The organism is Burkholderia sp. AU27893, from assembly GCF_002223205.1.
Lineage (GTDB): Bacteria > Pseudomonadota > Gammaproteobacteria > Burkholderiales > Burkholderiaceae > Burkholderia.
In genome coordinates, this window is the sequence record NZ_NKFD01000005.1 from 944264 (window position 1) to 956648 (window position 12385).

The 12385-nt window shown below is 65.4% G+C and carries 10 protein-coding genes; 6 read left to right on the top strand and 4 right to left on the bottom strand.

Annotation, left to right across the window (positions count from 1 at the left end):
- Nucleotides 1-698 precede the first annotated feature (698 nt).
- Together CFB47_RS36435 and CFB47_RS36440 are read left to right on the top strand one after the other, a co-directional pair.
- Nucleotides 699-1157: a (2Fe-2S)-binding protein gene (locus CFB47_RS36435; protein ID WP_089459550.1), complete on the top strand. Its 459-nt coding sequence runs from the start codon at nt 699-701 to the stop codon at nt 1155-1157.
- Nucleotides 1158-1178: 21 nt separating this feature from the next.
- Nucleotides 1179-3677, top strand: coding sequence for a xanthine dehydrogenase family protein molybdopterin-binding subunit (locus CFB47_RS36440; RefSeq protein ID WP_089464146.1), 2499 nt, complete (start codon nt 1179-1181; stop codon nt 3675-3677).
- A 74-nt stretch (nt 3678-3751) separates the two neighbouring features.
- Here the strand turns inward: CFB47_RS36440 and CFB47_RS36445 are convergent, their stop codons facing one another.
- A complete protein-coding gene (locus CFB47_RS36445; RefSeq protein ID WP_089464147.1) occupies nt 3752-5158 on the bottom strand; it encodes an MFS transporter in 1407 nt (468 codons plus the stop codon).
- A 96-nt stretch (nt 5159-5254) separates the two neighbouring features.
- Between CFB47_RS36445 and CFB47_RS36450 the strand changes: the two genes are divergently transcribed.
- Nucleotides 5255-6136 (top strand): LysR family transcriptional regulator, encoded by an 882-nt coding sequence (locus tag CFB47_RS36450; RefSeq protein WP_089464148.1) that lies wholly within the window; start codon nt 5255-5257, stop codon nt 6134-6136.
- A 29-nt stretch (nt 6137-6165) separates the two neighbouring features.
- Here the strand turns inward: CFB47_RS36450 and CFB47_RS36455 are convergent, their stop codons facing one another.
- Nucleotides 6166-7056 (bottom strand): putative type VI secretion system effector, encoded by an 891-nt coding sequence (locus CFB47_RS36455; protein WP_143330915.1) that lies wholly within the window; start codon nt 7054-7056, stop codon nt 6166-6168.
- A 121-nt stretch (nt 7057-7177) separates the two neighbouring features.
- On the opposite strand from CFB47_RS36455, the gene CFB47_RS36460 reads away from it, so the two are divergent.
- On the top strand, nt 7178-8365 hold the full coding sequence (locus tag CFB47_RS36460) for a hypothetical protein (RefSeq protein WP_143330916.1): 1188 nt from the start codon (nt 7178-7180) through the stop codon (nt 8363-8365).
- A gap of 87 nt (nt 8366-8452) precedes the next feature.
- On the opposite strand, the gene CFB47_RS36465 is transcribed toward CFB47_RS36460, so the two are convergent.
- Nucleotides 8453-9376, bottom strand: coding sequence for a LysR family transcriptional regulator (locus CFB47_RS36465; protein ID WP_089464150.1), 924 nt, complete (start codon nt 9374-9376; stop codon nt 8453-8455).
- 67 nt (nt 9377-9443) lie between these two features.
- Here CFB47_RS36465 and CFB47_RS36470 point away from each other — a divergent pair, with 67 nt between their 5' ends.
- Nucleotides 9444-10061 (top strand): LysE family translocator, encoded by a 618-nt coding sequence (locus tag CFB47_RS36470; protein WP_089464324.1) that lies wholly within the window; start codon nt 9444-9446, stop codon nt 10059-10061.
- An 81-nt stretch (nt 10062-10142) separates the two neighbouring features.
- On the opposite strand, the gene CFB47_RS36475 is transcribed toward CFB47_RS36470, so the two are convergent.
- Nucleotides 10143-11618 (bottom strand): coniferyl aldehyde dehydrogenase, encoded by a 1476-nt coding sequence (locus CFB47_RS36475; RefSeq protein ID WP_089464151.1) that lies wholly within the window; start codon nt 11616-11618, stop codon nt 10143-10145.
- Between the two features lie 99 nt (nt 11619-11717).
- Here CFB47_RS36475 and CFB47_RS36480 point away from each other — a divergent pair, with 99 nt between their 5' ends.
- Nucleotides 11718-12371 carry a TetR/AcrR family transcriptional regulator gene (locus tag CFB47_RS36480; RefSeq protein ID WP_089464152.1) on the top strand — a complete coding sequence of 218 codons (654 nt, stop codon included), beginning with the start codon at nt 11718-11720 and terminating at the stop codon, nt 12369-12371.
- Nucleotides 12372-12385 lie beyond the last annotated feature (14 nt).

Genomic DNA, 12385 nt, shown 5'->3' on the forward strand with positions numbered 1-12385 from the left:
ACGACCCGAATCCTTCCCGCAATTGGGAATACGGAAAGGAAATACCGGAATGCGTTATTCGATTTTTCTGGATAAATGCCGCCCCGTCATCAAACCAAAACGGATGACCGGATTGACAACTGGCGAGAATTAATCAACTGGCATTATTTAATCAGCATTTTTTACTTTTAATCCCCCTGACCGGTAAATCTTCCACTTATTAGAAATCGCTGTTTCCGGCAGATCAAAACGCGGCCGGAGAACCCCCGCTGATTACGCACTTCTATATATGGGTCAAACGGCGAACGCGCCCAAAGTGCCCGCGTGGCTAGTCTTTCGCCACGAAAACAAACGCCGGAATCTCCCTCCGGCATTCAATCGGGGAACTGTTGTTTCATATATGGAATCACCTGTCTCCACCGTTCGATTCGCACTCCCCGCCTTGATCGCGAGTCCAATATAGGCTCGACTCGCAAACGTTTTCCATGGGGCCAGCGAGTTTTTGTCAAAACTCAACATTCTTTCTGCGACATTCGCACATTCGTATACTGTTTGTAAATTTTATATTTTAACTAATTAGCCTGAATTATTAAGAAAGGCAAAAAAGCCGATTTTCGAGATGCTGATTTTTTCTCGAATCTGCTTTAATTGGTTCACATCCGTCGCATTGCGGTTTTGTCTCGCGAACGATAACGCGGTGTCCAAGGGAGGACTTCACGATGGTGACGTTGAACATCAACAACCGGGCGGCGGACGTCGATGCCGATCCGTCGACGCCGATGCTCTGGGTGCTGCGCGACAACCTCGGCCTGACCGGCACCAAGTTCGGCTGCGGCACCGGCGACTGCGGCGCGTGCACCGTGCACGTCGACGGTCGGGCCGTGCGTAGCTGCACGCTCGCGCTGTCGTCGGTAGGAAGTGCGCGCATCACGACGTCCGAACACCTCGCCGACGATGCGATCGGCAAGGCCGTCCTCGACGCGTGGGTCCGCCACGACGTCGCGCAATGCGGCTATTGCCAGAGCGGCCAGATGATGAGTGCGGCAGGGCTGCTGCGCGGCAACAAGGCGCCGACCGATGCCGACATCGATCGCGCGATGGCCGGCAACCTGTGCCGTTGCGCCACCTACCAGCGCATCCGCGCCGCGATTCACGACGCGGCCGGTGCGCTTGCCTGAGACCGCCGGGAGACTGTGACCATGCGTATCCGCACTGCCGGGCGCCCGGCGAACACCCCCGCCCCCGCCGCTGCCTCCGACGCTTCGACCGTCACCGGAGCCGGTGCTCCGATGCTCGGCCGGCGCGACTTCCTGAAACTCACGATGGCGGCGAGCGGCTGTCTCGCGCTCGGCATCACGCCGACGCGCGCCGGCGCCCAAGCCGGCATGACCCTTCGGACCTCGCCGCCTCAAGCATTCCTGATCATCGCGCCGGACAACACGGTGACGGTGGCCGTCAACCGGACCGAGTCCGGCCAGGGCGTCAGCACCGCGCTGCCGATGGCGCTGGCCGACGAGCTCGATGCCGACTGGCGCAACGTGCGCACCGTGCTCGCGCCGGCGGGCGAACCGTACAAGGATCCGGTGACCGGGATCCAGATGACGGGCGGCTCGACGTCGATCAACCATTCGTTTACGCAATACCGCGAACTCGGCGCGTCCGCGCGCGCGATGCTCGTCGCCGCGGCCGCCCGGCGCTGGAACGTCGATCCGGCCACGTGCCGCACCGCGCAGGGCGTCGTGACGTCCGGCAGCCACACCGCGACCTACGGCGAACTCGCGGCGGACGCGATGGCGATGCCGGTGCCGCCGCACGTGCCGCTGAAGTCGCCCGACCAGTTTCGCATCATCGGCAAGCCGACCCCGCGCGTCGATTCGCGCGCCGTGCTCGACGGAACGCTCAAGTACGGAATGGACTGGCGCCTGCCGGACATGATGGTGGCCGTGGTCGCGCGCCCGCCGCGCTTCGGCGGACAGGTTGCAAGCTACAACGCGGCGGCGGCCCGGGCCGTCAAGGGGGTGGTCGAGGTCGTCGAAATCCCGACCGATCGCGGCGGCACCGGCGTGGCCGTGATCGCGAACGGCTACTGGCCTGCCAGGCTCGGTCGCGATGCGCTGCAGGTCACGTGGAAGGACACCGGTTCGACCGTCACGTCCGCCGAACAGATGCAGGCATACAAGCAGCTCGCCGGCACGCCCGGCACCGTGGTGCGCACGGCCGATGCCGGCAACGCGCCGCCGGCGGCCACGCGCATCCGGCAGGACTACGAATTTCCGTACCTGGCTCATGCGCCGATGGAACCGCTCAGTTGCACGGTCGACGTCGGCCCGCCGAGTTGCGCGTGCGGGATCAAGATCTGGGGCGGTTCGTCGATGCAGACGACCGATCGCGCCGCGGTCGCGAAGGCACTCGGTGTCGCGCCCGAGAAAGTCCAGATCTTCACGATGATGTCGGGCGGTGACTACGGCCGGCGCTCGACGCCCACGTCGGACTACGTGGTCGAGGCCGCCCATGTGTCCGCCGCGTACCTGGCAGCCGGCCACCTGGGCCCGGTCAAGACCATCTGGACGCGCGAAGACGACCTGCGCGGCGGCTATTACCGCCCGATGGTGCTGCATCGGGTCGACATCGGCGTCGACGGCAGCGGCGCGGTGCGGGACTGGCAGCACGTCGTCGTCGGCCAGTCGGTGCTGAAGGGTTCGCCGCTCGAGCGCACGACGATTCGCAAAAGCGGCACCGATCCCGACCTCACCGAAGGCGTGGCGAACAGCCCATACGGTTTCCCGATGCAGGTCTCGGTCCATCAGCCGGACGTCGACGTGCCGGTCCAGTCATGGCGCTCGGGCGGCAATACGCATACGGCGTTCGTGATGGAGACGCTCGTCGACGAACTCGCGCACGCGGCCCGCCAGGATCCGGTCGCGTACCGGATGGCGCGGCTGTCCGGCCCCGAGCACACGCGCCATCGCCAGGCGCTCGCACTGGCCGTCGACAAGTCGGGCTACGGCGCGCGCACGCTGCCCGCCGGGCACGCGTGGGGCGTCGCGATGCACGAAACCGCCGGCACGGTCGTCGCGTATGTCACCGAGGTGTCGATCGAAGCCCAGCAACCGCGCGTGCACCGCGTGACGGCCGGCGTGCATGCCGGCCGCATCGTGAACCCGACCGGCGCGGAAGCGCAGATCCAGGGCGGTGCGCTGTTCGGCCTCGCGACGACCAAGCCGGGTTTCGCGATCGACGTCGAGCATGGTGCGGCCCGCAACGCCGGCTTCGCCGACTACTCGCCGGTGCGGATGCAGGAAGCGGCGCCGGTGGATGTGTTCTTCGTCCCGTCGGACGCGCATCCGACCGGGTTGAGCGAGGCCGGCGTGCCGCCGATCGCACCGGCGGTCGCCAACGGCGCGTTCGTCCTGACCGGCGAGCGGATGCGCGCGTTGCCGTTCGCGCCGATGCTGGTCGCGTCGACCGCGCCCGTGATGCCGGCCGCGGCGGCGCCAGTGGAAGACGATCCGTACGCCGACCTGCCGGCCGGCGGTTGCCGGTTGCCGCACAAGGCGAAGACGGCCACCTTGAAGCCGAAGGTCATTCAAAGCCAGGCGGGCGTCGGGCAAGGCAGCTCGGTGCCCAAATTTCTCCGTCCCAAGCGGAAGGCAGGCATCCCGTGCCTCGACGATCTCAAGAAGCCGACGACGACTTGATGCCCGTGATCGGTTTGACGTGCGGAATGCCGGGATGGGAGGAGGCGTGTGCGTGGCGGCGTTTATCGGGTAGGTCACTGACGTTGAGGGCTCGCCCCGCGAGCCCGAATCCCGCGCGCCGCCGCCTGCCCCAGATTCCGCCAGGCCATCACCGCGCCCACCACCAGCAACAGAGCCGAAACGATCAATGCCCGCTCCATTCCAAGGACAAACGCCACGCCCCCTGCCTCACGAACGAAGCAGCCGAACAACGCGACGCCCATCACGCCGCCCACCTGTCGCGCCGTATTCAACAACCCCGACGCCACACCTGACTGCGCGCCGCTCACCGCCGCGAGCGCCGCGTCCATGATGGTCGGTATCGTCAACGCGATGCCGCCGCCTGCAAGCAGCATCGGGATCGCAAGCAACCCGCTGGAATGCGCAGCAATCGCCGGCCACATCGCCAGATAACCGACCGCCGAAATCGACAACCCGGCCGTCGCCAGCGTGCGCGCGCCCAGCCTGCCGGTCAGCCGCCCGGCGACGATACTCATGATCATCAGCACCCCCATCATCGGCAGAAACGCGACACCTGCGCGCACGGGGGTCATATGCCAGACCGACTGAAACAGCAGGCTCAATGTAAAGACGATGCCGTAGAAGACCAGGTTCGCGATCGCGCCGATCACGATCGAGCTGCGGACGATCCGGTCCTGCCACAACGCGGCCGGCAGCATCGCGTCCGGATTGCGCGCTTCCAGCCGGACGAACGCGACGCCCAACGCAACGCACAACGCGAACGCACTCACGATGACCGGACTGCGCCACCCCAGCGCACTGATCTCGGTCGATGCGAACGTGAGCGCCGCCAGCGCAAGCGCACCGGTCAGTTGCGCGGGGAGATCGAGGCGCCTGCCGCCCTGCGCTTGCGTGTCGGGCGCGAACCGCCACGTCATCCAGATACCGGCGATGCCGACCGGCACGTTGACCAGGAAAATGCTGCGCCAGCCGACGGTAGCGATGAGCAACCCGCCGGCCAGCGGCCCCGCAGCCAGCGCGATGCCGCCGCCGGCGCCCCACCAGCCGATCGCGCGGCTACGCGCTGCCGCGTCGTCGAAGGCGAGACGCAGCACGGCCAACGAGTTCGGCACCAGCAGCGCGGCGCCGATCCCCTGAACGAGACGCCAGGCGATCAACGCGCCGATGGCATGCGCGGTGCCGCAGCCGATCGACGACAGCGCGAAGATCGCGTAACCGGCAATGAACATGCGCTTTGCCCCCAGCCGGTCGCCGAGCGCACCCGCCATCAGCAGGGTCGCCGCGAACACGAGCGCATACGCGTTGACGACCCATTGCAGGTCGGTGAGCGCGGCGCCAAACGCCGTTCGCAACGCATCGAGCGCAACGTTGACGACGCTGACGTCGATCAGGACGACCGCATAACCGAGGCACGCCGCCGTTTGAACCCGCCGCGGATGAGGGGTGGATGAGGTCTGCATCGGCAATCCTTCGCATTCGGAGGATTGAAGCGTAGAGGATCGCCTTCTGTGCGAATATTCCGCAAAACAGCACAGCACCCTGGAGAAAATGCACCGATGTTCGACTGGGAAAACCTGCGTTACTTCGTGGCCGTCGCTCAAGCGGGGAGTCTTTCCGCGGCCGCCCGGCGATTGAACGTCGACCACGCGACAGTCAGCCGTCGCCTGGCCGCACTCGAATCGGAATTGAAGATGCGCGTGATCGACAGGTTGCCGCGCGCGTGCCGGCCGACCGCCGCCGGCCGGCAGATCCTCGAATTCGCCGGGAAAATGGAGGAGCACGCGTTTGCGATCGAGCGCCTCGCGCTCACGGAACACCTGCCGATGCACGGCACCGTGACGATCAGCGTGCCGCCCGTGCTCGCCAACAATTTCTACGCGAATCATTTGTATGCGTTCGCGCAAATGCATCCGGGCATTCGGCTGTCGATGGCCAGCCAGGCGCAAAGCGTCTCGCTCGCCCGCCGTGAAGCGGATATCGCCGTGCGCCTGTTCCGCCCCGAGGAGCCGCAAAACGTGACGCGCAAGCTGGGCGAGATGGCTTTCGGGCTCTATGCGAGTCGCGACTACGCGCACGCGTCGACGCCTGACGATTGGGCGTTCATCTGCTACGACGCGCAATTCGCGGAAATGCCGCATCAGAAATGGCTCGAGTCGATCGCTCGAGGTCGCCGCATCGCGTGCGAAGTCAGCGATATCACGACGCAGCAGGTCGCGGCCCGGACGGGCATCGGCGTGGCGGGCCTGCCCGTATTCATGGGCGATGACGATCCGGGGTTGCAGCGCTTGCCGTTCGACGGGGAACCGTACGCCCGCGACATCTGGCTGGTCGTGCATGCCGATCTCAGGCATTCGCCGTCGATTCGCGCGGCGATCGACTTCATCGCCGCCGTGACGGGCAGGACCTTCGCACCGCACGAGCCTTCCGTGCAGTCGTGACGGCCGTCACGGCAGCCAGCGATGCGATATCAGGCCGGCCGCGCGGGCTCGTACCTGAAGTAGCACAGGTTGAAATACCAGTACGGATGCGAGGTCGGAAAATCCGCGGTCGGCCGCGCCCGATTCGGCCATCGAGAGACCTTTTGCAAATTGAAATTCGGCGGATCGGGCCAGCCGAATGCGTGGAAGATGCGCTCGGCCAGTTCATCCTCGATGCTGTTGCGGAACCTCCATTTCCCCAGGAGGTGAAAGAGCATCATGACCAGGGCACCGGCGAAGAGTACGCCGCCCAGCATGATCGCAAAGTCTCCGATACGGCCTTCCCCACGGATGAAATCGATCCCCAGGAAGACGGCCATGATCGACTCGACGAATACGAAGAACCCCAGCGTGCCTTTCCGTTCGAATCGGCCACGCGCCTTCGTCCCCATGACCGCATTCGGGTAGATCGCGACCACGGCGTCCGAATCGCGCTGGACCGCATAGGCGAAATAGCGGTTCTCGCCAATTTTTTCGGCCACGACCTTGACCTTGTCGCCACCGTGCATCGGCATCATCCACAGCACGCCGTGGAAATGATTTCCGTCCATCTCGAACGCGACCCAGTCCGCTTCGTTTTTCCAGCTCGATGCGTCGGTCGCATCGACCATGACCTGCGCGTGGGTTCCCATGTCCATCAACGTCGCGGCAATCGCGGTCGCACCCACGACGCCCGGCGGCGGCGGCGGCGGAAAACGAGACGGGGCAGCCGCGCGCTGTTTCGTCACGCTGGCTAACGTGCCGTGCAACAGAACCAGATTGTCCTTCCACCCCGGTGGCTGGCCTTCCGGCTCCCCGGCTTCTCGCCGGGCCGCCATTAACGCCTGCAATTCGTCGTCCCTAGGCCGCTCCCTGAAGTGACGCATCACCCGATGCGGCACGGGGACGCTCGTCTGTCGTGGCCACTCGTCGGCGCACACGTGTGGAGATTGTGCCATCGCCACGCCGCCGGTTCGGACGTCGATGCGACGTCATGCACTGGCCGCGACGGGAATCGGCTGGATGTCCGTGTCGCTCAGCGGCAAGCGCATCGAGGCCATTCAGGGTGAAGTAGAATGGCTCGCGACCATTCGGCGCTTGGCAATGCAAAGCCGGAGAAGCGGCGGACTACAAGAGAAACAAGCGTCGCGCGCAAGAAAACCGAATCCATCACGACAGAGCCCCATGAGAAAAATACCAACAACGGTCGAATCAAGTCGCTCAAGACTATCCGGATGGCTTGCACTGGCGCCGATTTGCGCGTTGCTGGCGGGTTGCCCGCCCATGATCGTGCCGAATGTGCAAACACATGCGTACAACCAGGTTTATCACTTTTCCGACGACCCGCAGCCGTGGCTGACGCTCGAAAACGAAGGCATCAGCCTTTACCTGTATCAGGGATGCGACGATCCACCGAACGCGTGCCGCCGGCAGAATCTGGTTGCGTTGAAGCGCGGGACGCCACCTGAATGGAAGAACCTTCTGGATGCGCGCTCAGTCAGTTGGCGAATCCAGGGCATGAATGTACCCATGCGCCGCCCGCTCTCGGCGTATGTGCCCGGCACGCAATATCGCCTGATGGGCTCGTTTGACACCTATCCGGAAATCGTGTTTTCGATTCCGAAAAATCTGACCGATCACAGAAACTACGACGCGGCCGCCAACACCACCCGCTACGTCAAGATCGAGGAATTCAACACGCTCGCCTACCCGCAAGACCTGAACGTGAAACTGGTGATCTATGACGACACTCACCAATGGATCTTCATCGACCAACCCAAATTCAAACCGGACAGAACCGACAACCCCACCGACCTGTTCATTCCCAGCAAACTGTTTCGCTTTGAAGCGAGCGACGATGCACGCCTGAATCAACCGATGGCGCTCTATTACGTGTCGCCCGCAACAGCACCCACTGGCTATCGCGTCGTATCCGGCAAAGCGGCGGAATCGTGGATCGACAAATACAAGATCAAATATCCCGCGCACCAGATCGGGCTGGCCGATGTCACGTTTCCTTCGGCGCCGCTCACGCTGGATACCCGGACAGTGGAGAGCAGGACCGTATCCGGGCAGCCGACGCTGCAATGCCGTTACAGCAGCACCCAGTTCAACCTGGGCTGGATGGACACGGCCCAGCGTGGCGGACCGTCCGAGGCCGAACGGAAAGGCTGCGAACCGTATCAGGGCCAGGCCGCGACGAAGGGATAGTCGAGCCCGCGTCACCGGTCGTCTCACCGCCGACCCGCCCGAGCCGGTCGGCGGCCGCCGATCGTGCGCATCGCCGACCTCCGTCGATCAAACCATCGCCGTCAACCACCCCAGCACCTCCGCCTGCGCACTCCCCGCCACCACCGGCTCCGGCGTCAACAAGCAGTAGTGCGAACCATCCTCGACGAACCCCATCGGCGCGACCAGCACCCCGCTTTCGATGTCATCGCGAACGAGGTGCCACGGGCCGATCGCGACACCGAGCCCCGCAACCGCCGCCTGCAGACTGAAATAGAAATGGTCGAACGTCTGCCCGCGCCCGCCCGCGGCCGGCTGATTCGCCGCCACCGCCCATTCCTTCCACGCGTCCGGCCGTGTCCGCGTGTGCAGTCGCGGAACATCCGCCTTCAACGCACGACTGCCACGACGCGCGGAAAACCACGCATCGACCTTATCCGGCCGGCAGACCGGCCCCACCTGCTCCGCGAACAGCCGCTGCGCGTGATAACCCGCCGGCCACGCAAAGTCATTGCGCCGAATCGCCATGTCGATGCCGCTGTCGAATGAGAACGGACCGCCTGCGGCAGCCAGATGGATGTCGACGCCCGCATGTCGCGCCTGAAAATCCGGCCAGCGCGGAATCAGCCAGCGCATCAGAAGCGTCGGTTCGCACGACAGCACCCAGCGCCGTGCCCGGGCAGCCTCGGTACGCAATGCCTGCGCGGCGTGACGCATCAGCCCCAGCCCGTCGTGGACGGCCTGCGCCAGCTTGCGGCCCGCATCGGTCAGGAACACGCGACGGCTACGCCGCTGGAACAGCGCGACGCCCAGGTCGTCCTCGAGCAGTCGCACCGCGCGGCTGACCGCGCCATGGGTCAGGCACAGCTCGTCGGCCGCACGGCTGAAATTCTCGTGACGCGCCGCCGCCTCGAAGCAACGCAACGCCATCAGCGATGGCAGGTTCGTGCGAACCGATGGTGAGTCAATCTCACCATTTTGGTCAGAAATCATCGCTTTTCCCGCTGGAACGTAGCCCATAAGATTGCGCCATCAAGCCATCAATCGCAAGGACAAGACGATGACCGAACTGATAGTTGTAGTCACCATCACCCTACTGGCCGTGATCAGCCCGGGGCCGGACTTCGCGATGGTCACGCGCAACAGCCTGATGCTGTCGCGCCGCTCGGGCGTGCTCACCGCGCTGGGTATCGGGCTCGGCGTGACGGTTCACGTGAGCTACACGCTGCTGGGCGTCGGCCTGCTGATCCGCCAGTCGCTGTGGCTCTTCAATGCGGTCAAGCTGGTCGGCGCGATCTACCTGATCTACCTCGGCGCGAAGATGCTCATGACGAAGGCCGGCAACGGGCAGGCGGATGCACCGGCCGCACCGCTGTCCGACCTGGCCGCGCTGCGCACCGGCTTCCTGACGAATGCGCTGAACCCCAAGACCACGGTGTTCATCGTCAGCCTGTTCATGCAGGCCGTGCGGCCCGACACGCCGTTGATCGTGCAGATCGGCTACGGCGCGTTCATCGCCGTCGCGCATGCCGGCTGGTTCAGCCTGGTGGCCCTGTGCTTCTCCGCGACGGCCGTCCGCGATCGCCTGCTGGCGCTGCGGCACTGGATCGACCGCACCTTCGGCTGCCTGCTCGTGGGCTTCGGCGTCGCGCTCGCCATCGCGCGCGGCGGGCGCTGACGCGCCGCGCCGTCGACCACACCGGCGCGCTGCATGCGAAGCAGCCGCGCGCCGGTCATGGTGCGTCGTCGATCATCGGCCTCAGCGCTTCGCGCTCAATCCCGCCCGCACGCCCGCCGGTTCCCGGCTACGCCCGAGCAGCGCCGCCAGCGACAGATCCGCGAGCTTGCCGAACGGCGCACGCAGCAGGCTCGGCAGGTTCCAGCGCCCCAGCACGAACACGCCCTTCGCATGGCTCATCGCGCGGAATCCCTCGATGCCGTGATACGCGCCCATCCCGCTCGGGCCAACGCCGCCGAACGGCAAGTCTTCCTGCGCGACATGCAGGAGCGTGTTGTTGATGCCGACGTTGCCCGACGTGGTGCGCTTGAGCAACGACTCGCAGTCGCTGTCCTGCGCACCGAAGTAGTACAGCGCAAGCGGCCGCGGACGCGCATTCACGTAGTCGACGACTTCGTCGATCGTGCGATACGTGCGCACCGGCAGGATCGGCCCGAAGATTTCTTCCTGCATGACGGTCGTATCGTCGCCGGCCCCGACGATCAGCGTGGGCGCGAGCGTCCGCTTGCGGGTAGCCGCCTGCTGCGGGTTCACGCCCGCCTCGATCACGCGCGCGCCCTTGCTGCGCGCTTCGTCGACGAGGCTTTTCAGGCGATCGAAATGCCGGTCGCTGACGATCGACGTGTAGTCGGGGCTGGTCGGCCCGCCCGGATAGAAGCGCGCGACGGCCGCATCGTATTGCGCGACGAACGCGTCCAGGTCGTCTTCATGCACCAGCGCGTAGTCGGGCGCGACGCAGGTCTGCCCGCCGTTCGACAGCTTGCCGAACACGATGCTCGACATCGTCCGGCCATTGACGTGCCCTCTCGCGACGATCGCCGGGCTCTTGCCGCCGAGTTCGAGCGTCACCGGCACCAGGTTGTCGCTGGCCGCCTTCATGATCTTGCGGCCCACCTGCGTGCTGCCGGTGAACAGCAGATGATCGAACGGCAAGCCGCTGAAGGTGGCGCCGACTTCCGGGCCGCCGAGCACGACCGCGACTTCCTCGCTCGAGAAGGTTTCCGCGAGCATCCGGCGCATCACCTCGCTCGTGCGCGGTGTCAGTTCCGACGGCTTGAGCATCGCGCGGTTGCCCGCGGCCAGCGCGGTGGCCAGCGGAATGAACGTGAGCGCGAACGGGTAATTCCACGGCGCCATCACGCCGATGACACCCAGCGGCTGGTACTCCACGTGCGCCTGCCCGGCCCGGTAAAAGATCCCGACGTGCCGACGTTGCGGCTTCATGAAGCGGCGCAGGTTGCGCGTCAGGTAGTCGATCGCCTGGATCACGCCGACCAGTTCCATGATCGCGGTCTCGTGTCGCGAGCGGTGCCCGAAATCGGCGCTGACCGCCTCCTCCACTTCGCTGCGATATGCAAGCACCACGGCACGCAGCCGCGCGAGCCGCGCCTTGCGCTGCTGCACGCTCGGCGGCCCCTCGCTCACGAACGCGTTGCGCTGGCGGGCCAGCAACGCCGCCGGGTCGACGCTCGAGCTGGATTCTGCGGAAACGGCCATGGTGCACCTCACGAGGTTGCGTCGATGTAGACACTGTCAACTTGCATGCGGCGGATCATAGGCTCACAATGTGTTCCCTGTCAACATAGGAGCAACGCGATGTCGTCGGATGGGGCTGCGGACGCCGGGCAAAAGACTTATCACCATGGGGATCTGCGGCGCGCGATCATCGAAACGGCGCTCGACACGCTGCAGGAACAACAGGGCTGGCAGTTCACGCTGCGCGAGATCGCACGGCGCGCGAACGTCAGCCACTCGGCGCCGTACCGGCATTTCCCGGACAAGGCCGCGTTGCTGCACGAGCTCGCGCTGATCGGCTTCGATCGGCTGAACGACGACCTCGCCGCGTCCGTCGATCCCGCAGCGGACGCACCGGACGTGCTGCGCGCGCTCGCTTACGCCCACCTCGCTTTCGGGCAGCGCAACCCCGATCTCTATCGACTGATGTTTGCCGCGGATGCCGGCGAGCCCACGGACATCCATCTCGATCCGCGCGTGCAGGCGCCGTTCCTGCTGGTCGTCGACATCCTGGAACGCGGCCAGCGCGCCGGCACGATCCGCCCGCGCCCGGCGCTCGGTCAGGCGACCGCCTGCTGGGCGCATCTGCATGGCCTGACGATGCTGGCGATCGACGGGCGGCTGGTGCGCGAGAAGGTCGGCGATCACGCGATCGAAGATGCGCTGACCACCTTGCTGGACGGTCTCGTGCTACCCGCCAGCCCCGCGCGGTCAGCGAAGACGAAAAGGCCTTGACCTTCAACTTCACT